The organism is Mycobacterium sp. D16R24, from assembly GCF_002013385.1.
Classification (GTDB): Bacteria; Actinomycetota; Actinomycetes; order Mycobacteriales; family Mycobacteriaceae; genus Mycobacterium.
Genome location: NZ_MAEV01000006.1, coordinates 81,470 through 103,651 on the forward strand (window position 1 = coordinate 81,470; position 22,182 = coordinate 103,651).

Annotated in this window: 21 protein-coding genes and 2 pseudogenes; 9 read left to right on the top strand and 14 right to left on the bottom strand. The window is 64.1% G+C overall.

Annotated features, from left to right (window positions below):
- The 6 genes from B4383_RS04935 to B4383_RS04960 all read right to left on the bottom strand — a co-directional run bounded on the left by B4383_RS04935 (position 1) and on the right by B4383_RS04960 (position 5,632).
- Complete coding sequence (locus B4383_RS04935; RefSeq protein WP_078289310.1) at positions 1–606, bottom strand: suppressor of fused domain protein; 606 nt, start codon at positions 604–606, stop codon at positions 1–3.
- Between the two features lie 11 nt (positions 607–617).
- A complete protein-coding gene (gene ugpC / locus B4383_RS04940; protein WP_078289313.1) occupies positions 618–1,802 on the bottom strand; it encodes a sn-glycerol-3-phosphate ABC transporter ATP-binding protein UgpC in 1,185 nt (394 codons plus the stop codon).
- Positions 1,803–1,804: 2 nt separating this feature from the next.
- Complete coding sequence (locus B4383_RS04945; RefSeq protein ID WP_078289315.1) at positions 1,805–2,647, bottom strand: carbohydrate ABC transporter permease; 843 nt, start codon at positions 2,645–2,647, stop codon at positions 1,805–1,807.
- Positions 2,644–3,546, bottom strand: coding sequence for a sugar ABC transporter permease (locus B4383_RS04950; protein ID WP_078289518.1), 903 nt, complete (start codon positions 3,544–3,546; stop codon positions 2,644–2,646). The genes B4383_RS04945 and B4383_RS04950 overlap by 4 nt, the downstream gene beginning before the upstream one ends.
- An 8-nt stretch (positions 3,547–3,554) precedes the next feature.
- Positions 3,555–4,979, bottom strand: a complete 1,425-nt coding sequence (locus tag B4383_RS04955; protein ID WP_078289513.1) for an ABC transporter substrate-binding protein — start codon at positions 4,977–4,979, stop codon at positions 3,555–3,557.
- A 188-nt stretch (positions 4,980–5,167) separates the two neighbouring features.
- A complete protein-coding gene (locus tag B4383_RS04960; protein WP_286150555.1) occupies positions 5,168–5,632 on the bottom strand; it encodes a general stress protein in 465 nt (154 codons plus the stop codon).
- A gap of 205 nt (positions 5,633–5,837) precedes the next feature.
- Between B4383_RS04960 and B4383_RS04965 the strand changes: the two genes are divergently transcribed.
- The gene (locus tag B4383_RS04965; RefSeq protein ID WP_078289320.1) at positions 5,838–6,485 is read left to right on the top strand and encodes a DUF4190 domain-containing protein; all 648 of its coding nucleotides are present in this window, start codon (positions 5,838–5,840) and stop codon (positions 6,483–6,485) included.
- On the opposite strand, the gene B4383_RS04970 is transcribed toward B4383_RS04965, so the two are convergent.
- The gene (locus tag B4383_RS04970) at positions 6,482–7,435 is read right to left on the bottom strand and encodes a CoA ester lyase (RefSeq protein WP_078289322.1); all 954 of its coding nucleotides are present in this window, start codon (positions 7,433–7,435) and stop codon (positions 6,482–6,484) included. The genes B4383_RS04965 and B4383_RS04970 overlap by 4 nt on opposite strands.
- Before the next feature lie 24 nt (positions 7,436–7,459).
- A complete protein-coding gene (locus B4383_RS04975) occupies positions 7,460–8,410 on the bottom strand; it encodes an oxygenase MpaB family protein (RefSeq protein ID WP_078289325.1) in 951 nt (316 codons plus the stop codon).
- A 316-nt stretch (positions 8,411–8,726) separates the two neighbouring features.
- On the opposite strand from B4383_RS04975, the gene B4383_RS04980 reads away from it, so the two are divergent.
- Together B4383_RS04980 and B4383_RS04985 are read left to right on the top strand one after the other, a co-directional pair.
- Positions 8,727–9,998: a lytic murein transglycosylase gene (locus B4383_RS04980; protein WP_078289328.1), complete on the top strand. Its 1,272-nt coding sequence runs from the start codon at positions 8,727–8,729 to the stop codon at positions 9,996–9,998.
- Positions 9,999–10,021: 23 nt separating this feature from the next.
- Positions 10,022–11,158, top strand: coding sequence for an Mrp/NBP35 family ATP-binding protein (locus tag B4383_RS04985; RefSeq protein WP_139360536.1), 1,137 nt, complete (start codon positions 10,022–10,024; stop codon positions 11,156–11,158).
- Here B4383_RS04985 and tatB read toward each other — a convergent pair.
- The 4 genes from tatB to sigE form a co-directional block, all read right to left on the bottom strand.
- Positions 11,155–11,565: a Sec-independent protein translocase protein TatB gene (gene tatB / locus B4383_RS04990; RefSeq protein WP_078289331.1), complete on the bottom strand. Its 411-nt coding sequence runs from the start codon at positions 11,563–11,565 to the stop codon at positions 11,155–11,157. The genes B4383_RS04985 and tatB overlap by 4 nt on opposite strands.
- Positions 11,565–13,043 carry a trypsin-like peptidase domain-containing protein gene (locus tag B4383_RS04995; protein WP_078289334.1) on the bottom strand — a complete coding sequence of 493 codons (1,479 nt, stop codon included), beginning with the start codon at positions 13,041–13,043 and terminating at the stop codon, positions 11,565–11,567. Before B4383_RS04995 ends, tatB begins: the two co-directional genes overlap by 1 nt.
- A 9-nt stretch (positions 13,044–13,052) precedes the next feature.
- Positions 13,053–13,496, bottom strand: a complete 444-nt coding sequence (gene rseA, locus B4383_RS05000) for an anti-sigma E factor RseA (protein ID WP_139360537.1) — start codon at positions 13,494–13,496, stop codon at positions 13,053–13,055.
- A gap of 110 nt (positions 13,497–13,606) precedes the next feature.
- Positions 13,607–14,380, bottom strand: coding sequence for an RNA polymerase sigma factor SigE (gene sigE / locus B4383_RS05005; protein WP_078289336.1), 774 nt, complete (start codon positions 14,378–14,380; stop codon positions 13,607–13,609).
- 174 nt (positions 14,381–14,554) lie between these two features.
- On the opposite strand from sigE, the gene B4383_RS05010 reads away from it, so the two are divergent.
- The 5 genes and pseudogenes from B4383_RS05010 (at position 14,555) to B4383_RS05030 (ending at position 18,637) form a co-directional block, all read left to right on the top strand.
- Positions 14,555–15,202 carry an O-methyltransferase gene (locus B4383_RS05010; protein WP_139360538.1) on the top strand — a complete coding sequence of 216 codons (648 nt, stop codon included), beginning with the start codon at positions 14,555–14,557 and terminating at the stop codon, positions 15,200–15,202.
- Between the two features lie 157 nt (positions 15,203–15,359).
- Entirely contained in the window at positions 15,360–16,016 is a 657-nt protein-coding gene (locus tag B4383_RS05015) for a TetR family transcriptional regulator (RefSeq protein WP_078289342.1), read from the top strand.
- A pseudogene (locus tag B4383_RS05020) lies at positions 16,013–16,909 on the top strand (ABC transporter ATP-binding protein); the annotation flags it as partial. The gene B4383_RS05015 and the pseudogene B4383_RS05020, both read left to right, overlap by 4 nt.
- A pseudogene (locus tag B4383_RS05025) lies at positions 16,908–17,949 on the top strand (ABC transporter); the annotation flags it as partial. The pseudogenes B4383_RS05020 and B4383_RS05025, both read left to right, overlap by 2 nt.
- Positions 17,921–18,637 carry an isoprenylcysteine carboxylmethyltransferase family protein gene (locus tag B4383_RS05030; RefSeq protein ID WP_078289345.1) on the top strand — a complete coding sequence of 239 codons (717 nt, stop codon included), beginning with the start codon at positions 17,921–17,923 and terminating at the stop codon, positions 18,635–18,637. The pseudogene B4383_RS05025 and the gene B4383_RS05030, both read left to right, overlap by 29 nt.
- Positions 18,638–18,673: 36 nt before the next feature.
- On the opposite strand, the gene B4383_RS05035 is transcribed toward B4383_RS05030, so the two are convergent.
- Positions 18,674–19,372: a pyridoxamine 5'-phosphate oxidase family protein gene (locus B4383_RS05035; protein WP_078289532.1), complete on the bottom strand. Its 699-nt coding sequence runs from the start codon at positions 19,370–19,372 to the stop codon at positions 18,674–18,676.
- 132 nt (positions 19,373–19,504) lie between these two features.
- On the opposite strand from B4383_RS05035, the gene B4383_RS05040 reads away from it, so the two are divergent.
- Positions 19,505–20,890: a PLP-dependent aminotransferase family protein gene (locus B4383_RS05040; protein WP_078289348.1), complete on the top strand. Its 1,386-nt coding sequence runs from the start codon at positions 19,505–19,507 to the stop codon at positions 20,888–20,890.
- A gap of 37 nt (positions 20,891–20,927) precedes the next feature.
- Here the strand turns inward: B4383_RS05040 and glgC are convergent, their stop codons facing one another.
- A complete protein-coding gene (gene glgC / locus B4383_RS05045) occupies positions 20,928–22,142 on the bottom strand; it encodes a glucose-1-phosphate adenylyltransferase (protein ID WP_078289351.1) in 1,215 nt (404 codons plus the stop codon).
- Between the last annotated feature and the right edge of the window lie 40 nt (positions 22,143–22,182).

Below are 22,182 nucleotides of genomic sequence, written 5' to 3' on the forward strand. Positions count from 1 at the left end.
CTATCGCGGCTGTGCGTGAGCGCGCGACGGATCCATCACGTCGATATCGGCCTGCCGCCACGCGTCTCTCAACGCCTCTGCTCCCTTGAGCCGCACCCAGGCCGCCTCGTTGGCGGTGATGGGCACCGCTGCCAGGAACCGCACCGGCGAGAGCGGTTCGGGCAAAGGAAGATCCGGAATATCCCCGTCCTGCAACAGCACCGCGGTGTACGCCTGTCGGGCCGGATCGTCCCAGAGTGACTGGCCGAGATCGACCAGCGCATCCTCGCTGAGCACCAACCCTTCCACCGCCGGCGACGCCGCCAGCACCGCAAGAGATCGGGCCAGGCCGGGAAATACACTGCCACGCAGGCTGATCGACACTTCGGCACGCGGTCCCAGTTCCTCGGAGGTCAGCATCTCCCCCGGGTCGCTCATCGGGTACCGCGATGACCCCACGGAGACGAAATGCGACACCCCGGCGTCATCGGGGCCATACCGCAGCAGCTCGTAAGGTTCGGACCCAAGAAAGGTAACCGAGGCCGAATCCGACTCCCCCGCACCGAGAGTGGCGAAATGACTGGACAGATGCGCGAGCACCTGACGGACAATCTCGTCCGAGTTCATTCCAGCGCTGTTCACTCGCCGATGGCGGGCAGGGAAAGGTTCTCCCCCGACGCGGCATCGAAGATCACCAGCTTGCCGGTGTCGATGATCAGCTCAATGGACTGTCCCTCCACGACCTTCGACGACGCCGAAAGCCTTGCCACGAATTCGTTCTCGCCAACTTCGGATTCCTGAGCCAGTTCCGTCAGCTCTTCCGAATGCGCCGCGCCGCCCTCTGTGGTGAAGTGCACGTACTTGTCCGAACCCAGCGACTCCACTACATCGGCGTTGACGGTGAGGGTCAACCCGGTGATCCGTTTGTAGGTGTCGACCAGGGCGGCGTCCTCGAACTGCTCGGGCCTAATGCCCACGATCACATCGCCGCCCAGGACGCCGGCCTTCCTGGCAGAGACGTTCGCGTACACGCTCGCCTCGAGTGTCACCTCGCCGAAGGGCAGCTGTACACCGATGTCGGTGAGTGTCGCCGGAAAGAAGTTCATGGCCGGGGAGCCGATGAAACCCGCCACGAACAAGTTGGCAGGTGTGTCGTACAGTTCCTGGGGCGCTCCGATCTGTTGCACCTTTCCCGCGCGCAGCACCACCACTCGATCCCCGAGCGTCATCGCCTCGGTCTGGTCGTGGGTGACGTAGACGGTGGTGGTGCCCAACCGCTTTTGCAGCCGCGCGATCTCGGTACGCATCTGCACCCGCAGTTTCGCATCGAGATTGGACAACGGTTCGTCCATTAAGAACGCCTTCGGGCTGCGCACGATCGCACGGCCCATCGCTACTCTCTGTCGCTGACCGCCAGAGAGGTTGGCGGGCTTGCGATCCAGATAGTCGGTCAGATCCAGGATCTTCGCAGCCTCTTCGACCTTGGCATTGACGTCGGCCTTGCTCATCTTGGTCAGGGTCAGCGGAAAGGCGATGTTCTGCCGCACCGTCATGTGCGGATACAACGCGTACGACTGGAAGACCATCGCGATATCGCGGTCCTTGGGCGCCTTCTCGTTGACCCGCTCACCGGCGATCGTGAGCTCACCGGAGGAGATTTCTTCAAGTCCGGCAATCATGTTCAGCGTCGTCGACTTACCGCACCCCGAGGGTCCGACCAGGATGATGAACTCGCCGTCCGCGATGTTCAGGCTGACGTCCTGTACCGCCGCGGAACCGTCCGCGTACGTCTTGGACACCTGGTCGAGCACAATCTCAGCCATCGTTAACCCTTCACTGCACCGGAGGTCAACCCGGCAACGATCCGTCGTTGGAATATGAGCACGAAGATGATGATCGGCACCGTGATGACGATGGCGCCCGCGGCAATCGATCCGGTGGGCTCCTCGAATTGCGAACTACCGGTGAAGTTCGCGATGGCGACCGGCGCGGTGATGGAGCGGTCCGTCGCCGTCAGCGAGATCGCCAGCAGCAGGTCGTTCCAGGCGAAGATGAACACCAGGATCGCGGACGTGACGATGCCCGGCGTGGCCAACGGGGCGATAACCTTCCAGAAAGCCTGCGCCGGTGTGGCGCCATCCATCTTGGCCGCCTTCTCCAGTTCCCAAGGGATCTCACGGAAGAACGCCGAGAGCGTGTAGATGGCCAGGGGTAACGCGAAGGTGATGTACGGGATGATCAGCCCCGGCCAGGTGTCGAACAGGCCGACCGAGCGCTCGATATTGAAAATTGGTGTCACCAGCGAGATCTGCGGGAACATCGCGATGAGCAGGGCCGCACCGACGAGCGCCTTCTTCCCGGGGAAGTCCAGCCGTGCCACCGCGTAGGCGGCCATGGTGCCCACGCTGACGGCGATCACCGTCGCGATGAGCCCGATGCCGATGGAGTTCACCAATGCCGAGGTGAACACGCTCCCGCTGAAGATGCCACGGTAGTTATCGAGCGTCACCGGCCACGGGAAGAACTTGCCGTCCTTGACCGTCGAGGTGGGTTTGAGCGAAAGACTCAGCACCCACAGCACCGGCACCAGTGCGTAACAGAGCACCAAAACATCGGCGATCGCCCACCCCGACAACTGCCGAGCACGCGCTGGATTCGTGCGGGTCACCGTCTTGCCCCCTCGTCATCCGCTGTCGGCGCCGAGGCGCCAAAACCCTTGATGAAAATGAAGGCGATGACCGCGACACACAGGAAAATCAGGACACTGATCGCCGAGCCGAGCCCGACATTGAATGCCTTGAACAGATTGTCGTACCCCAAAATCGACACCGAACCCGTGTTGTTGCTGCCGCCGGTGAGCACGTAGATGTTGTCAAAGATCCGGAAGGCATCCAAGGTACGGAACAGCAGCGCAACAAGAATTGCGGGTTTCATGATCGGGATGGTGACGCGGATCAGCCTGCTCCAGCTGTTGGCACCGTCGACCTGGGCGGCCTTCAACAAATCGTCGGGAACCAGTGCCAAACCGGCCAACAGCAGCAGCGCCATGAACGGCGTGGTCTTCCACACCTCGGCCAGGATCACCACCGCAAGCGATGGAATCTGTTGTGTCAGTGGCGCGCTGCCTGAAGGGAGCAGATTGGCCAGGTATCCGGTGCCCGGCGTCCATGCGTAGTACCAGCTGTAGGACGCCGCCACGGTGACGATTCCGTACGGGATCAGCACCGCGGTGCGCACGACACCCTTGCCGAAGATCGTCCGATGCATCACCAGCGCAAGGGTCAGTCCGAGCACGAGCTCGATGACCACCGAAATCACCGTGATCGCAAGGGTGACCACCAGGGCGCTCCACCAATACCTGTCGGTCAGCACCGTGACGTAGTTGTCGAACCACACAAACTTGCGATCCTGCGGGCTGGCGAAGCTGTACTTCTGCAGGCTCAGCCACACTGCGTAGCAGATGGGATACGCGGTAACCGCGAGCATCAGAATCGCAGCGGGTGCGATGAGCAGGAGACCGAGGCGACGCTCGGCTTTCTTTCCGTCGGAGGCGGCTGCGTTGGTCACCGATCTGGTCACGGGATCAGCCCCCGTCCGTCAACGGCCTTCTGCACCTGATCGGTCAGCAAGTCGGCGGTGCGCTCGGGATCGATCGCGGTGATCGGCGCCAGCACCGCCGAGACTCTCGTCGAGATGGCCTGGTAATACGGCGACGCCGGGCGCACCGCGGCGTTGGCCAGCTGCTCGCGGATGATCGCGTACGCCGGATACTTAGCCTGGAATTCAGGATCGTCGTATAGGGAAGCGTCCACAGCGGGCAACCCGCCCTCAATCGCCGTCACTTTTTGATTCTCCCGGCTGCGCAAGCAGTTCAACGCCTCGAAGGCTTGCGCCTTGTATCGCGTTGTCCTGGCGACCGCGATGTTCAGTCCGCCGATGGTGACCTTGGCGGGGCGGCCCGCGATCACCGCCGGATACGGGGCGAAACCAAGTGCCGCGCTGGTTGCTTCATATGCGGCGGTGAACTGCTCATCGCTCGGCTCGAAGCGGCCCGCTGCGCCGATCGCACCGGTCAGATCCGGTCGCCGGTCCAGACGCAGGAACGGCACCCCGCCCTTGATTCCGTTCTCCATCATGCTGGCCATCACGAACGGCCAATTGATCTCGAAGGCGGCCTTACCCTGCTCAAGGGCCAAACGCGCTGTGCCCTCATCGGTCTGGGTGATGGAGGGGTCCGCACCGTCTGCTGTCGCGATCGATTTGATGACCCGCAATGCGGTGACTGTGGCGGCGCGGTGCTCCGGGGTGTCAGTCAAGGTGACCGTCTTACCGTCATCGGCCAGAACAGAGCCGCCCGCACTGGCCAGCAGAGTGTTGAACAGCACCACCAGGCCTTCGTACTGCTTGCCTTGCAACGCAATCCAACTAGGCCCACCCGAACGTGCGAAACCTTCAGCTGCCTGCACTGTCTGATCCCACGTCTCGGGCGGTTCGGGTACCAGGTCCTTGCGGTACCAGAGCAGTTGAGTATTGGTACTCAAGGGGGCCGCGTACAGCTTGTCGTTCCAGCGGGCGCTCGCCAGCGGACCCGCGAGGGTATCGCGCTGCGCGTTGGCCTCGGTGACACCCGCCGGGTCCTCGGAAAGCGGCAGCGCCCAACCCGCTTCGGCGAACTCCGCAGTCCACACCACGTCCATGCCCATCAGGTCCAGTGTGCGATCGTTACCGGTCAATCGGCGCGCGAGCTGTAACCGCTGCTCGTCGGCCCGTTTCGGGAGGCTGACCTGCCGGATGGCGAACCGGCCGCCCAGTTCTTTGTTGCATCGCTGCGCGGCGGCGGTGAAGGTACCGGCCTCACTGGCCGGCGTATAGAAGCGGATGACGATGTCGTCGTCGGAGCGGGCACATCCCGTCAGCGAGGCCAGCGTCAGGCAGGCCAGCAGGGTCGAGCCCAGCGCCACACCCTTCCGTCGGAACCATCCGGCCGACGACTCCAGCACGACCGCCTCCTGGTCCGTTGACGCGCTGTCGGCACCTCCGTGTGCCGACCACGGCGGGCACACCCGTCCCGCGCGGCAACCGTAGAGCTAAAACCAGGTGACATGCAACATGTTCGGTGCGCGCATCCCATTATCCGGGGCGCGGGCAACGCCGCAGGCCAGCGCCATCCGGCACCAGCCGACGGAGCCTAGATAGCTAGCTTGGCCAACAGGTCGCGCGCGGCCTCGGCCTGCGCCGGCTCGCACAACACGTCATATCGTCCCGCGACGAGCTGCATGGTTGATGCGAAATCCCTAGTGCCCCTCGTCATCGCGTAGGGCACCGCGGCAGTGACCAACCCGAAGACCAATCCGACGGTAAGTCCCACGACGAGCGAGCCGGCCAGATTTGTGCTGAACATCCCCAGCACCAGGCCGATGAACAGGCCCAGCCAGGCTCCGCTGAGCATGCCCCCGCCCAGCACCTTGGGCCACGACAATCTCCCGGTCACCCGCTCGACCTGCATCAGATTCACTCCGACGATGGTGACGTTCTCGACCGGGAATTGCTGATCGGACAAATAGTCAACGGCGCGCTGAGCCTCCGCGTACGTCGGGTACGAACCGATGGGCCAGCCTTGTGGCGGCGTCGGCAGGGACAACGACGAAGACAATGGGGAACGCGATGACGTCGAGCGCTGTTGTTGCCCGGGGGTGAGCGGTTGTCCCACGAGTTCGGCCCTCCTGCAGAAAGTCAGTGATGCATAGCTAGCACTCATTTAACGCCCGACCGCACCAGATGGTGCCCCTTTGGCCGCTACCTGCGATTTTCCGACCGCAGCACGGCCAGAAACCCCCTCGATACGCTAAGTTTGCGCCATGACTACCCCGGGCAACGAATCCTCCGGCACCGGTCCCGACGCTTCGTCTGGATACGAGTACCCGTCCCTGGAACAGTCCGCCCCGCCGGCCGATGCCGCGTCCACGGCCAGCCAGGTACCGCCGGGTATTCCACCGGCGTGGGAGACCCCCGGAGCCCCGCCGTCCTACCCTGCCTATCCACCCACGTACCCGACCGCGCCGCCCGCCTATCCCACCGCGCCACCGCCGTACCCGACGACACCGCCCGCATATCCCTCTCAATACGGCCAGGCATATCCCCCGTATCCGTCGAGTCAACCGGGCGCGTACCCGCCACCGGGTTATCCCGCCGCAGGCGGTTATCCCGGATATCCGCCGCCCGGGTACGCCGACCCGTACGGGTATGGCGCATATGGGCAGACCGGCGGCACCAACCCGCTGGCCATCGGATCTCTGATCGCGTCGATCGTCGGCGTCTTTTGCGGTATCGGATCGATCGCCGGCGTCATCATGGGCTTCATCGCGCTCAACCAGCTCAAAACCTCACCGCAGGACGGCAAGGGTGTGGCCATCGCCGGAATCATCATCGGAGCCGCGGTCATTGTGTTCTGGGTGCTGATCATGATCATCGGCATTGCTTCGGGCGGCAGCTCGAGTTCGTATTAGCCCGTCGGGGGCTCGAACGGGGGCGCCTGCCGCGCCATCCCTGCAGCACGGCCCTTGCCCGCGATCACCAGCGCCATCTTGCGGCTGGCCTCGTCGATCATCTCGTCTCCCAGCATCACCGCGCCGCGTGCACCACCCGCCACCGAGGTGTGCCACTGATAGGCGTCCAGGATGAGCTCAGCCCTGTCGTAGTCCTCCTGGCGCGGGCTGAAGATCTCGTTGCCCGCCTCGATCTGCGCGGGGTGCAGCACCCATTTCCCGTCGAAGCCCAGTGCGGCCGAACGACTCGCCGCGACCCGAAAGGCAGCGACGTCACGAACCTTGAGATAGGGGCCGTCGATGGCATCGATTCCATGCGCCCGCGCCGCCACCAGGATGGTCATCAGCACGTGGTGATACGCCTCGCCGTCATAGCCGGGAGGCTGCTCTCCCACCACCAGGGTGCGCATGCCAAGGCTGGCCATGAAGTCGGCAGGGCCGAAGACCAACGACCGCACCCGCGGGCTTGCCGATGCGATCGCGTCGATGTTAATGAGTCCTTCGGCGTTTTCGATCTGCGCCTGGATGCCTATCGCGCCCACCTCAAGCCCGTGTGATCGCTCGACCTGCGTCAGCAGCAGATCCAGCGCCGTGACATGCGAGGCGTGCACGACCTTGGGCAGCAGGATGTTGTCGATGCCGGCGCCAGCCCGAGAAACAACCTCCACCACATCCGCATAGGTCCACTCGGTGGTCCAGTCATTGACGCGCACCGACCGCAGCTGCCCCGACCATCCCGGCGCGTTTAAGGCATCGACGATGCGCTGGCGCGCCGCCACCTTGGCGGGTGCCGCGACGGCGTCCTCAAGGTCCAGGAAAATCTCATCCGCCGGAAGGGTTTTCGCCTTGTCGATCATCTTCTGGCTGCTGCCAGGGACTGCGAGTGTGGTGCGGCGCGGTCGATAGGTCACAGCTAGCCAGCGTAAGGCGCCGCCCTATGCGGTGGCTCGCCTGCCATACCGCTCTTTGGCCTCGGCCGGTGTGATGGTGACCGTACGCACCGGAACCCTGGCCGCGTGGAAGTCACGCAGGGTCGTCGCTGTCATCGGCAACTTGGCGAATCGCGCAATGGAGTCTTCGATCGCAGGAACGCTGGCGACCGACATGGCTGCCGACACCAACGGCCGGTACGCCACATCGACAATTCCCGGTTGGTCGAATTGGCCCAGTTCCCGCATCCAGCGCGGCAGCGTCGCGATGGTCGCCGGAGCCATCAGCCGACTGACCGCCCAGAACCGCAGATTGCTGCCCGACCGCGGGGTGCGCAGAAGATAGTGCATGGCGTGCTGCGCGCGCTCGGAGGTGCACAGTGTGGGGCGCATCAGGGCGAAATATTCGCGGACTTGGTCACGCGACCGCGGCACGTCGGCTGGATTGACGGTCTGCAGCTCCGCCGCGATCACGCACTCGGACCAGTAACGGTCCTCTTCGGCCCGACTCAACGGCCCGGGCCCATACATCTCGTAGCACTTGAGCACCGAGTGCCACCCAGTGACATGGATCCACAACTGCGAGGCCGGATCGTTGGCGCTATAGCGCTTTCCCGTCACCGGGTCGATTCCCTTGGAACGCGCATGAACCTTCTGCAGGTGCTCGGAGGCCTCGACCGCAGTCCGCGAATCAGCGGTCGCGACGATGAGGAAGTAGGCGAGGGTCCCGTCCATCCGTCCCCGTGGATCCCGATAGATACCCGCCGAATCCGCCACCGCGGCGGCCAGGTGGGGCTCGAAATGTTCCAGCACCACCGAGCGCTGGAAACCGATCAGGGCGGTGGGGCTGCTCCACACCTTCCACGTCGGTGAGTCTGGCCCAAAGAATCCATAGTCCTCACGGGGCCGATCGGAACCAAGTTCCCAGTGGACGGCAACGTCCGGTGCAGCGGTCATGGCCGTAACGCTATCAATTGACTATGCTTACGTCCAGACACTGACTGTAAGTCAGGTTCATCGCGATCCGCTTAGCTTGAGATAGCCACTAGCCCATCTTCCGTGGCGCTTCCCGACCGAACTCGGCATGCTCAGCGGGGATTCGTCGGCGGTCCGCAATTCGCTGGGGTTTGCCCATTTTGCAACCGGACCGTCATCTCGCCGGTATCGTTGCTCCGGTTCACATCGGTCACATCTGTCACGACTGCATACGTCAGAATGGGTGCCGACAGATGGGACCCATGCGTAGAGCAGGGGCCCAAGAGATAGGGGCGCGGTGAAGCTTCCGGGTTGGGTTGCGTCGTCGATAAAACATGCCCACGACGTGGCGCTACGCCTCACCGGCGCACCCGTGCCCTGGCTGCGGGTCGGCGGACTCAGCGCCTTGGTGGTCGTCGGCTCCGCCGTGGCCGCCAGCAGCGCACAGGTCAGTGGACAGGCCGTGGTGCCCATTCCCGTCCCACTGGCCTCGACGGTCTCCGCGCAGGCGGATACGGGTCCGCTGAATCTGGTGACCGTGATGCGCCCGCCGATGCAATACCGTGTGGCGCCGAGCGCTGCGATCGCACCGCCACCACCGGGGATCGTGATGGCCCCTGGGGGACTTGGCATCCCGAAGATCGCACTGGACGCTTATCAGAACGCCGAGCGGATGATGGCCAAGGCCGCACCCGGTTGTGGAGTGAGCTGGAACTTGCTGGCGGGTATCGGGCGGATCGAATCGGGCCACGCCAACAACGGCGCCACCGACGTGAAGGGCCGCGTAGTCCGGCCCATCTATGGCCCGAGCCTGGATGGCACCCTCCCGGGCAACGAGGTCATCGTCGACCATGAGCAGACCCGCACCCAGGGTGCGCAGGTATACGTCCGGGCCATGGGGCCCATGCAGTTCCTGCCGAGCACCTGGAACCACTACGCCTCCGACGGTGACGGCGACGGAAAGGCCGATCCACAGAACGTCTTCGACGCGAGCCTGGCCGCCGCCCGCTATTTATGCAGCGGCGGATTGAATTTGCGGGATCGCTCGCAGGTGATGTCATCCATCCTGCGCTACAACAACTCAGTGGCCTACGCACAGAACGTGCTCGCCTGGGCCGCCGGCTACGCCACCGGCGTGATCCCGCTCAACCTGCCACCACTGACCGCCGCAGATGTCGCACCCGAACGTAAGGCCCATCTCGGTGGCGGCGAATCGCGCGGGCTCGGGCCGGGCTCGGTGACCGACGTTGCCTCGCTCTCCCCCAACGATCCCCTGGCCCAGCTGCCCATCGTCACCCCGCTGACACCGGATCGGGCCACCATGGCAGGCACGCCCGGAGCTGTCGCGCCGGCGCCCGAGGCGCCTCAGGCACCGTGCATGTTCTTCTGTGCGCCGCCGCCCCCTGCCGAGCCCTTCAATCCGTTCGCCCCGCCGCCCCCTGCCGAACCGTTCAACCCGTTTGCGCCGCCCCCTGCCGAACCGTTCAACCCGTTCGCTCCGCCTCCACCGCCGGTGGAGCTGGGACCGGCCCCCGGACCTGCTCCGGGACCGGCAGCGCCAAAGCCATAAACGGCACGCCCTAGACTCGGGTAGTGACATCCGAGCTCACCACGGCCGTGCGCAGTGCACTCGCCGGGGTAATCGACCCCGAACTTCGCCGTCCCATCACTGAATTGGGGATGGTCAAGGACATCACGTTCGATGACGCCCACAACGTCGAGATCGGGATCTATCTCACCACCTCCGCGTGCCCGAAGAAGGCCGAAATCTCCGAGCGGGTGACCCAGGCCGCGGCCGATGTCGACGGCGTGGGCGCCGTGCGCGTGCTGCTGGATGTCATGAACGACGAGCAGCGCACCGAACTGCGCAAGCAGCTGCGCGGCGACAGCGCCGAGCCCATCATCCCCTTCGCCCAGCCCGGCTCCCTCACTCGCGTCTACGCAGTGGCCTCCGGTAAGGGTGGCGTCGGAAAATCAAGCGTCACAGTCAACCTCGCGGCGGCGATGGCGGCCAAGGGACTGTCGGTCGGATTGCTCGACGCCGACATCTACGGCCACTCGGTACCGCGCATGATGGGCACCTCCGACCGTCCCACCCAGGTGGAGCGGATGATCTTGCCCCCGGTGGCCCACGATGTGAAGGTCATCTCGATCGCCCAGTTCACCCAGGGCAACACCCCGGTCGTATGGCGCGGGCCGATGCTGCATCGCGCCCTGCAGCAGTTCCTGGCCGATGTGTTCTGGGGAGACCTGGACGTACTGCTGCTGGACCTGCCTCCGGGTACCGGCGACGTGGCGATCTCGGTGGCACAACTCATTCCCGGCGCCGAGATTCTGGTGGTGACGACGCCGCAGCAGGCCGCCGCCGAGGTGGCCGAGCGCGCGGGGGCGATCGCGACCCAAACCCGTCAGCGCATCGTCGGTGTGGTCGAGAACATGTCCTGGCTGGTGTTGCCCGATGGCACCCGCATGGAGGTGTTCGGATCCGGCGGTGGCGAGGCCGTCGCCGAGAGCCTGACCCGGGTGGTAGGCACGAAAGTGCCTCTGCTTGGCCAGATCCCGCTGGACCCCGCAGTACGCGAGGGTGGCGACGAGGGCCTGCCGATTGTGCTTAGTCAGCCGGATTCGGCTGCGGGCCAGGCTCTTCGAACGGTGGCAGACAGGCTCTCGACACGCAGTCGCGGCCTGGCCGGCATGTCGTTGAACATCGATACCACCCGACGCAACTAGGTCGCGTCGGCGTCGAATCGGGTCGGACCGGGCTCTGCGGGCTTGGTGAGCTCGGGGTTCACCATCGGCGCAGGCATCGGCTCAGACACCGCCTTCTTCACGTCATCGAGCGGTTTCGTCAACGAATCGAGCACCGAATCATCGCCGTCCAAAAGGTGTTTGGTGATGACCGCACGCGGCGTCATACCGCGCAGCTTCTGCAGTTCGGCGAGCGGCTTGCGCACATCGTCGAACTCCGGACCAAGCTCCTCGCGCAGGGATGCCGTCGCACCACTGGCGTAGTCACGGGCCTTGCGCAGCGATTCAGTGGTCCACTGAATCGCCCCCGGAAGCCGCTCGGGACCAAGCACCACGAGCCCCACGACCAGTAGGACCAACAGCTCCCCCCAGCCGACACTGCCGAACATCAGGAACCGTCTGGGCCGGGAGTAACTTTGAGCTCGACGGGGCGACCCTGGCGCAACACCGTAACGGTGGCTTCCTGTCCAATCTTCAACTGCCGCACCGCGACCACAAACTCGTCGGCATCGGCCACCGCGCGGTTACCCACCTTCACGACGACATCGTTCTCCAGCATGCCGCCCTTTTCGGCGGGGCTGCCGGCCTTCACGTTGGCGACCTCGGCGCCCGTGGCGGTCGCATTGCTGACCGTGCGGCTACTGATCCCGAGGGTTGCGTGCACGATTTTGCCGTCGCGGATCAGTGTCTGCGCCACCTCTGCCGCCTCGTTGATCGGAATGGCGAAGCCAAGACCGCTTGAGCTGTCGCTCAACGATTTTCCAGCGGTGTTGATGCCGATCACCTGGGACTTCATGTCGATGAGCGGGCCACCGGAGTTGCCGTGGTTAATCGCGGCGTCCGTCTGAAGCGCATCGATCACCGTGTCGGTGTCGCTGCCCTCACCCGAGAGCGGTACCGGGCGGTGCAGTGCACTGATGATGCCGCTGGTGACGGTGCTGCGCAGACCGAGCGGAGAACCGAAGGCGATGACCTCGGCACCCACGGCGACCTTGTCGGAGTCACCCAGGCGCGCCACCGACAGGTTGTCGACGTTGTCCACCTTCAGGACCGCGATGTCCGTCTTCGGGTCACGTCCGACGAGGTTGGCGGGCACCTTCTTGCTGTCGTTGAAGATGACCTCGATCTTGAATTTGCCGGGGTTCTTGGCCGCATCGGAGATCACGTGGTTGTTGGTGATGACGTAGCCCTTGGGATCAATCACCACTCCCGAGCCCTGGGCCACCTCGTCGTCCGAGCTGGCCTCGATGGTTACCACCGCACTTTTCACCGCGTTGGCGACAGCGGTAAAGCGGGATTCGTCAGGCTGAGTGCTGTCATCGGTAGTCAACGTGACCTTCGACGTGGTGAAGGCCTGAACCACTTCGGCCGTCTCACGGCCGATAATGCCGCCAACCAGGCCGATCAGTAGTGCGATGACCGCAAGAATACCGAGCGCCGGAATGGACACCCGGCCACCGAAAAGAACGTCGCGCACACCCAGCTTCGGGGCGGGCGTGCCGTCCACTGCGATGGGCGCCTTGGTGACCGCGGGCCTGCCCAGCTGAACCTGTGCCGTCGGGTCGCGCCACGGATCCTCGGCGGCGTCCGGACCCTCATCGGCGGCGTTGAGCTTCCCTGCATCGGCGGGATGCCGTTGCAGGGAAGTAGTGGTGTTATCGGGTCGCCCGAAGGCCTGTGCCAGCACCGGATCGGGCGGCCCCACCCGCGGTGTGTACTCCCCCTGGTCTCGGTACTTGTCCAACCCCTGGAACGAACCGGATACCCCCGAAGGACGGCCAAAAGCCCGCTGCGAAGCCGGATCGACGGGCGGCCGGTCAACCGGGCGCGGCGCCAACCGAGGAGCGGTGTCCTGTTTTGCGGTCACCGGCCCACCCTACCGGCGCTTACGGCGTTCGCGACTATCTGGCCGCACCGCGTCACCGCCCAACGCGGGCGGCAAGTCGCCGTCATGTGACGACGGTTGTGGCGGTGCCGCCTCGTGTGGGATATGCGGAATCTGGCTGAGCAACCCAAGCAGTGAACCGGGCACCCGGATACCCCCGGAATCACGCAGTGCGCTGCGCGCTTGGCGCTGCGCGTCGATCTCGAGGGCGCATTCGGGGCACATCGACAGGTGGTGCGCCGCCCGGAGGTGCGCGCTCATCCGCAGCTCGCCATCCACGAACGCCGCTATCGCCTCCGTGGACAAATGCTCTGTCGATCCGAACTGGCGAGGAGCACCGACCGGCGCCTCACTCTGTGAGGCGAAAGGGGACGGCAGCCGCGAGAACGACGAGAAACTCGAGAACGCTCGCCGGAACGAGCCGCTATCCACCACGGCAACGCTCCCTTCGGTCCGGAACGGCCGGCGGACTCGTACCGACCTAACTCGAAGATAGCGCGCGAATGTAGTCATTGCGTACCAACCTGCACCAATGGTGTCGTGCGCTATTCGGCGGCCGCGAGCGCGGACGTCGAAGAGCGCGCAGCCAGATGCTCGCGGATCGCCTGCCGGCCGCGGTGAATGCGGCTGCGCACCGTGCCGAGCTTCACACCCAGCGTCGCGCCAATTTCCTCGTAGGACAGACCTTCGATATCGCACAGCACCACAGCGGCGCGGAACTCCGGAGCCAGCGCGTCCAGCGCGGCTTGCAGATCGGCGCCCAGCTGAGCGTCGTGGTAGATCTGCTCGGGATCCGGATCGGTCGCCGGCACACGGTCGTAGTCCTCGGGCAGCGCCTCCATGCGGATACGTCCGCGGCGACGAACCATATCGAGGAACAGGTTGGTCGTGATGCGGTGCAGCCAGCCCTCAAATGTGCCGGGCTGGTAGTTCTGCAGTGAGCGGAAGACCCTGATGAAGGTTTCCTGGGTCAGGTCCTCGGCGTCCTGCTGGTTACCCGACAGACGGTAGGCCAAGCGGTACACGCGATCGGCGTGCTCACGAACCAGCTCATCCCAAGACGGCATGGCTGCCAGATCTCCGGTGGCATCGAATACCGCGGTCCCGGATAGTTCTGCGGGATCGATGACCTCGACAAAGTCGGTGTATTCGGCCGAGTCGCTGATGCGCGTGAGCGAAATCGCGTGTTCCTCCTGTTCGGTTGTGGCGGCCTCACCCATGACGGGGAGACTCTCAGCCTGCTCAACCCGGATGCCAAGAGTGTTATTCCCGGCGTGGGCCTCTGCGGCGGGGCGCGTATTCAGGATGGATCGCGACATAGCAATGACCTTCTACTACCGAGGTGTGGGTCACTTATGAGCCAACTTAAGTCTTCCTGAGAAAGCGGTCTCGATCCGATCTCATCAGGGGTTCTGGAACAGGAAAACGCCCCGATCGGTCACGAGTCCGGCGTGTCGCGGGACATATCCACTCCCGCTCGACAGGATCGAATCGTGACCAGCAGCGCAGACCCATCCCGCGTCGAGGCGATGGTCAGCCACGCCGAGGGCGCCATCTCCGAAGACGAAATCGTCGCCGCCGCCCGGGAACGTGCCGTTGACCTGGGCGCGGGCCCGGTAACGCCCGCGGTTGGCGCGCTCCTGAGTGTCTTCGCACGCCTTTCCGGCGGCAAGGCCGTCGTCGAGGTCGGCACGGGCGCGGGAGTCAGCGGCTTGTGGCTGCTCTCAGGAATGCGCGAGGACGGCGTGCTGACCACCATCGACGTGGAACCCGAGCACCAGCGCAGTGCCAAACAGGCGTTCTCGGAGGCGGCCATCGCGCCGTCGCGCACCCGTCTCATCGGCGGGCGTGCCCAAGAGGTGCTGCCCCGGCTGGCCGACGAGTCGTATGACCTGCTCGTCATCGACGCGGTGCCCGCCGATCAACCCGAGTTCCTGGCCGGGGGCATTCGGCTGCTGCGCCCGGGCGGAGCGGTCGTCATCCACGGGGCATCCGCAGGTGGGCGCGCGGGCGATCCCGGGGCCAATGACCCCGACGTGGTCGGCGTCCGCGAGGCCGCGCGCATCATCGCCGATGACGGCAGGTTTACCGCGGTGCTGATCCCGCTGGGCGACGGACTGCTCGCCGCCACCCGCGACTGACGTTCCAGTCCCGACACACCGCGTTCCGCGCGGGCCTCTCGTGGATGACGCAGAAACCGTAGTTTCGACGCTGGTTTAGCGCCATTCTCGTCAAGACACCCATTCTCGGGGGGACGGTTCTTGACGCTCGACTGAACGCGTGTTTAGTGTATTAAACATGCGTTCAGCCGATGACCTCACCGCCGCCGCCCGTATCCGAGATGCCGCCATCAAGCTGTGGGGCGAGCAGGGATACGGCGCGAGCGTGCGGGCCATCGCCGACGCGGCGGGAGTCAGCCCCGCGCTGGTCATCCACCACTACGGATCCAAGGATGGGCTCCGGGAGTCGGTGGACGAGTACCTGCTGGAGTACATCCGCTCGGAGAAATCACGAACCATCACCTCCAACGATCCCCAGGTCTGGCTCGACGCCCTCGACGAGGTCGAGTCTTTTGCACCAATGGTCAGGTACCTGCTGCACAGCGTGCAGTCCGGCGGAGAACCGGGTCGCGCCTTCCTGCAGCGCTCCATCGACGATGCCGAGCAGTACCTCGAGGACGGAGTACGCGCGGGCACCATCAAGCCAAGTCGCGATCCCAAGGGGCGCGCATTGTGGATTTCACTGAACGGTCTTGGTTCTCTGTCCATCTACGTGCAGATGCACTCGGATGAGGACCTACGAACGATCTTGCGCCGGTATGTCGATCAACTGATCTTCCCCGCGATCGAGGTCTACACCGAAGGTCTCATGACCGATCCCACCATGCTGGACGCCTTTGTCGCACAAGCCAAAGCAACACAGGAAGAGAACTCCCAACAAGGAGGCACCACGTGACGTACCCGAATCTGGCTGTCGAAATACGCGGACTTACAAAATCTTTCGGAAAAACCAAGGCCCTCGACGGCCTCGATCTTTCCGTTGCCCACGGCGAGGTGGCGGGATTCCTCGGGCCCAATGGTGCGGGGAAGTCCACCACCATCCGGGTGCTTCTCGGCCTGCTGCGTGCGGACGCCGGCTCGGTACAGCTGCTCGGCGGCGATCCGCGGGTCAACGCCGTCGAGCTCCATCGACTCATCGCCTACGTGCCCGGTGATGTCACCTTGTGGCCCAACCTCACCGGCGGACAAGCGATCGACTTCCTCACCAGAATGCGCGGCACCGAACATATTTCACTGCCGAGACGCAACGAACTCATCGAGCGCTTCGAACTTGATCCCACCAAGAAGGCACGCACCTACTCCAAGGGCAACCGCCAGAAGGTGGCGCTCATCGCCGCGTTCTGCTCCGACGCCGAGCTGTTTATTCTCGACGAGCCGACGTCCGGCCTGGATCCCCTCATGGAGACAGTTTTTCAAGAGTGCGTGGCCGAAGTGGCTTCGCGAGGCTGCGCGGTGCTGCTCTCGAGCCACATCCTGGCCGAGGTGGAGAAGCTCTGTCATCGGGTGACCATCGTGCGCGCCGGGCGCGCCGTGCTGTCCGGATCGTTGACAGAGCTACGCCATGTCATGCGAACGTCCGTGACGGTACGCACGTTGGCGAATCCATCCGGGCTCAGATCGATTCCGCAACTGCGCGACCTCACGATCGGTGGCAATCGAGCCTCCTTCACGGTGGATCGCACCGACCTGGACCGCCCTATGGAACAGCTGGCAAGCCTGGGAATCGTCGACCTCACGGTGGCACCGGCATCGCTGGAAGAACTCTTCATGCGCGAGTATCAGGGAGTCCATGGTTTTCGCGGGAATCGCGGCGGTCACGTCCCAGTTGTGGCGGACCTCCCGAGCGGCCAGCGGCGTGGCGATAGCGGCGCTCGCGGCGGCAGTCGTGGTTCGTGGCATCGGTGACATCATCGACAACACGGGCAGCGCACTGAGTCGGTTCTCACCACTGGCCTGGGCTCAGCAGATGCGACCGTTCGTCGACCTGCGCTGGTGGCCCTTCCCCCTTCTGGTGGGCACCACCCTCGCGCTGATGCTCACCGCGCACGTGCTCGAAGGGCGTCGCCAATACGACGCAGGAGTATTGCCCTCGCGCGGCGAAAACGCCAATGCCCCCGAGATCACCTCCGCGTTCGGACTCAATCTGCAGCTGCAACGCGGGCTACTCACTGGATGGGCTGCTGGAATCGTCCTGGCCGGTATGGCATTCGGATCGATGGCCAAGAGCCTGCGGGATTCGATCGATACCAACCCGCTGTTGGCCCGTGCATTCCAGGCGCACGGTCTGGACAGCATCTTCGCCACCTTCAACCAGGTGCTCGCCATCGCGATCACCGCGTATGTGGTGTCGGCAATCGTCAGACTCGCCAAGGATGAACAGTCGGGTATCGCCGAGTCGGTGCTGGCGCGCGCGGTATCGCGTTGGAACTGGCTGTTGTCCGCTGTCGGAATGACCGCCCTGGGCAGCGCGCTGCTGATGACCATCGCCGGCTTCGGTGGCGGACTCGGCGCAGCGAGCACACTGCACAACCCGGATCTGGTGTGGCGTCTCACTCTCGCGGGGCTGGCGCAGATTCCGGCTCTATTGGTGGTGTGCGGTATCGCGGCCATCGCAGTTTCAGTGCGGCTGGCTGGTGGTGGCGTTCTCTGTGGGCATGCTCTACGCCGGGATCCTGCAGCTGCCGTCCTGGTTGGTGAAGCTCTCTCCGGTAATGCGTGTCAGTGCTCCCGCCGAGTACCCGTGGCTCACCATGTTTCTTCTTGCGGTGATCGGCTCCGGTTTGACTGCCGCCGCGGGCGATATATACCGGCGACGCGACGCTATTTGAGAAAGGAAAGTCCACGAAAACTGGTGTACAAGCATTTGTTTCGGGAATCATCGCCCTGGCGGTGTTCGGCGCGGCGCTCTTCTGGCCCGCTGGAACATTCCACTATTGGCAGGCCTGGGTCTTCCTCGCGATTTTCGTGATCAGCTCCACGGTCTCTTCGATCTACCTGGCGACTTCCAATCCTGAAGTGCTGCAGCGACGTTTACACGGCGGACCCATCGCGGAGACTCGCCCCGTACAGAAACTCGCGGTGACCGTGCTACTGAGCTCGTTCCTGGCACTTACCGTGGTGAGCGCCTTCGATCACCGGTTCGGCTGGTCTCATGTGCCGACCTGGCTGGTGATCGTCGGTGAAGTGCTGGTGATCGGCGGTTTGGGAGCGGCCACGTTGGTGGTGGCCCAGAACAACTACGCCGCCGCCGGCATCACCGTCGAATCCGGACAGACCGTGACCTCAACCGGGTTGTACGGCTTGGTCCGCCACCCCATGTACACCGGCTCGCTGGTGATGATGGTGGGTATCCCGCTGGCATTGGGGTCGTATTGGGGCCTACTCGCCGTCGCGCCGGCCGCCCCCTCGCTGGTGGTGCGCATCCTCGACGAGGAGAAGATGCTGCGCCACGATCTACAGGGCTACGACGAATGCACCGAGAAGGTGCGCAGCAGGCTGGTGCCACTGGTGTGGTGAGAAGGCGCCTCACGGCGCGTCAGAAGCCCGGGAAGTTCAGCTGTCCGATGATGGTCGCTGTAGCCGCTCTCTCCACACGTCCGTGGCCGTTGTGATGGATTGAGCCTGAACAACATCGACGCCAGGCTGCGATACCGGATCTCCTACTACGGACTCAAAGGGAACGTATCCCGTCCATATCCCGGTACAAGCATCTTCGGTGGGTTGCCCTGCCCGCACCTTCACACTGGCTATTTCCAACGGCAGTCGCAAGACATACGTGGCAGCGAGTTCTCGCTTGGTCGGCGGCCGCACTTCTGCCCATCGACCGGGCATGAGGCGATCGGAGATTATGCGGATGCAATCTAAGTGCTCATCCGCCGAGACCGGCTCGGCGTTGCCGAAAATCATTGCACAGCGATAATTTACCGTCGAATCGAACAGCGACTGCGCATAGACGAGACCATCGAAAATTGAGATCGTGGCGACGAGGTCCACACCCGCGTTGGCCGATTTGGTCAGACCTGAACCTGTGGACCCATGCATCAGAAGGAAGTCGCCGTCCTGTGCATACGCCATAGGGATCACCATCGGCTTACCGTCCGCGCGGACGAATCCGACATGCGCAATGGTCCCTGCGTCGAGAATCGCCAACAGATCGCCACGTTCGCGCCGTTGCAACCACTTGTAGCGGTGCACCAGAAGATCTGGGCTGTCAAGCAGTTGGCCATCGGCATTCGTCGTACTCACTGTCATGCCACTCATGGTGTCGTGAAGCCACGGTGTGACGACAGACCACATTCTTCGATTTCGACCAGTCCAGTGCGGGTGTGAAATGCTACGGGTGACCTGCGGCGGTGAGGTGTTGTCTTGACTCTGGATATCCCGATGAGCGTTGATCGCGCGTCTCGGGTGGGTATTAGGACACAGCTCGTCCAACAACTTCGGAGTGCGCTGGAATCGGGTCTGCTCAGCCCAGGATCGTCGGTACCGTCGAGCCGTGCCTTTGCGGCAGGATTGGGTGTCTCCAGAAGCACCGTCGTGGCGGCGCTTCAAGAACTTGAGGGTGAAGGCTGGATCGAGTCCTCACAGGGGGCCGGCACTGTTGTCTCACACCGCCCGCACCCCACGAATAGCACCGCGCACCGTCACGGCGAGTCTGCACTCTCAGCGGATGAAGACATCGAGATCGACATGCGCCCAGGAGATCTCAACCCCGACGATGTTTCGCGAGTCGGTTGGCGAGCGGCGTGGCGGTCTATCGAACCGTCCGCAACACCTCCCCCACCCTCGGGCAGCCCGGCGTTACGTGAAGCGCTGTCCGCCTACCTGCGATCCTCCCGCGGACTACCCTGCGACCCGCGGCAAATTGTGGTGTGCGCTGGAACTGCCGAAGCCCTAACCCTGCTCACACTTGCCTTCAAGTGGCAAGGCCGAGCGGTCGCCGTCGAAGACCCCGGCTACCCCGCAATACGACGGATCTTCCAGGCCCTGGGCGTGCAGTGGGTGCCGGTGGATGTCACCGACCCCGACCAGCTCCTGACGAGACTTCAATCCACCCAAACATCAATCCAGGCGGCGTATCTGACACCAAGCCATCAGTATCCGCTGGGTCACCGAATCAACCCCGACATGCGCGGCCATATCTTGCGTTGGGCGCATGGGGCAGACGTAATCCTCGTGGAGGACGACTACGACAGTGAGTTCCGGTTCGGGGTCTCCCCACTGCCCAGCCTGGCTGGCCTGGACACCGCCGCGAGCACGATCTATCTGGGAACGATGTCGAAAGTTCTAGACCCGGGCCTGCGGCTCAGTTATCTGCGTGTACCCACGCATCTGCTGGAACCCGTCCTTGAAACTCGCGACATGTTGGGCGCAACAGTGGCCGCCCCGGTCCAACAAGCCGTCACACACCTGCTCACCAGCGGTGAGCTGGCTCGTCACATTGCCCGCGTCCGCAAGCTGTACCAAGACCGTCGCGCAACCATGTTGCAATCGCTCGAGAAGGTCGCGGCCGTCACCCACGTCACTGGCACCGAGGCCGGGTTACACGTCTTGGCGTCACTGCGCCAAGACGTTTCAGCTTCAGCGACCGTAGAACAGGCCCGCGCCCGCGGCATCTACATCACCGATCTCGACGACTACCGGGCCCATCCCGATCCGCTGAACCCCGGACTAGTTCTCGGCTATGGACAGCTCAAACCGGCCGCAATCAGGCAGGCAGTGAGCCGATTGGCCACACTGCCTGCCTTACGGGAGGCCAACGGACGGTGATGTTTGGCGCGCTGCGATATCCAGTGCTCGCTTGAGCTCAGATCCAGACGCCCTTGCCGACGGCGACGACACCGCCCGCGCTGACATTGAATCGCTCGCGGTCGCGCTCGATGTCGACACCAACCTGTTCTCCGACACCGACAACCACGTTCTTGTCCAGAATCGCGTGCCGGACCACCGCGCCGCGGCCCACCCGCACGCCGGGCATCAGCACGCTGCCCTCGACAACGGCGCCGTCGTCGACGACGACATTCGAGGACAGCACCGAGTTGCGCACCGAGCCCGCCGAGATGATGCTCCCGGCACCCACCACCGACTCCTGCGCGGAACCGCCGTTGACGAACTTGGCGGGCGCCAGGTTCTCTGACTCGCCACGGATGGGCCAGCGCCGGTTGTAGAGGTTGAACACCGGGTGTACCGACACCAGGTCCATATGCGCGTCGTAGAACGCGTCGAGGGTCCCGACATCGCGCCAGTACGCGTGGTCGCGCTCGGTGGCGCCGGGCACCAGGTTGGTGTTGAAGTCGTAGACCGCGGCGCGCCCATCGGCCACCAGCCGGGGAATGATGTCGCCGCCCATATCGTGATCGGAATGGTCATCCTCGGCGTCGGCACGAATAACGTCGATGAGTTCCTTGGTGGTGAAGATGTAGTTCCCCATCGACACGAACGCCGCATCGGGATCATCCGGTGTGCCGGGGGGATTCGCAGGCTTCTCGATGAACTCGCGGATACGGCCGGTGTCGTCGGCATCGATGCAGCCGAAGGCGCTTGCCTCGGTGCGGGGCACCCGGATTCCCGCCACCGTCACTCCGGCGCCGCTGTCGATATGGAAGTCGAGCATCTGCTCGGGATCCATCCGGTACACGTGGTCCGCACCGAACACCACGATGTACTCGGGGTCCTCGTCGAAGATCAGGTTGAGCGACTGGTGGATGGCATCGGCACTGCCCGTGTACCAGCGCGGGCCGAGCCGCTGCTGGGCAGGAACAGGCGTGATGTACTCCCCCGCCAGACCCGACAGCCGCCAGTTCTGCGAGATGTGCCGGTCCAGCGAGTGTGACTTGTATTGGGTCAGAACGCAAATACGCAAGAATCGTGCGTTGACCAGGTTGCTCAGCACAAAGTCGATGAGCCGATAGGCACCGCCGAAGGGCACCGCCGGTTTCGCACGATCGGCGGTCAGCGGGTAAAGCCGCTTGCCTTCACCGCCGGCAAGCACGATCCCCAGAACGTGTGGCGATGCCCTCATGGCAATCAACCTATCGGCACTCGGCAGAAGCGGCCAGCGG

Coding starts and splice junctions, on each gene's coding strand:
- B4383_RS04975 (WP_078289325.1), bottom strand. CDS start 8,410: ATGACCGCTGCACCGGACGTTGCCGTCCACTGGGAACTTGGTTCCGAT.
- ugpC (WP_078289313.1), bottom strand. CDS start 1,802: ATGGCTGAGATTGTGCTCGACCAGGTGTCCAAGACGTACGCGGACGGT.
- tatB (WP_078289331.1), bottom strand. CDS start 11,565: ATGTTCGGCAGTGTCGGCTGGGGGGAGCTGTTGGTCCTACTGGTCGTG.
- B4383_RS04935 (WP_078289310.1), bottom strand. CDS start 606: ATGAACTCGGACGAGATTGTCCGTCAGGTGCTCGCGCATCTGTCCAGT.
- sigE (WP_078289336.1), bottom strand. CDS start 14,380: ATGTCGCGATCCATCCTGAATACGCGCCCCGCCGCAGAGGCCCACGCC.
- B4383_RS05035 (WP_078289532.1), bottom strand. CDS start 19,372: ATGACAGTGAGTACGACGAATGCCGATGGCCAACTGCTTGACAGCCCA.
- B4383_RS05015 (WP_078289342.1), top strand. CDS start 15,360: ATGCGTTCAGCCGATGACCTCACCGCCGCCGCCCGTATCCGAGATGCC.
- B4383_RS05040 (WP_078289348.1), top strand. CDS start 19,505: ATGAGCGTTGATCGCGCGTCTCGGGTGGGTATTAGGACACAGCTCGTC.
- B4383_RS04965 (WP_078289320.1), top strand. CDS start 5,838: ATGACTACCCCGGGCAACGAATCCTCCGGCACCGGTCCCGACGCTTCG.
- glgC (WP_078289351.1), bottom strand. CDS start 22,142: ATGAGGGCATCGCCACACGTTCTGGGGATCGTGCTTGCCGGCGGTGAA.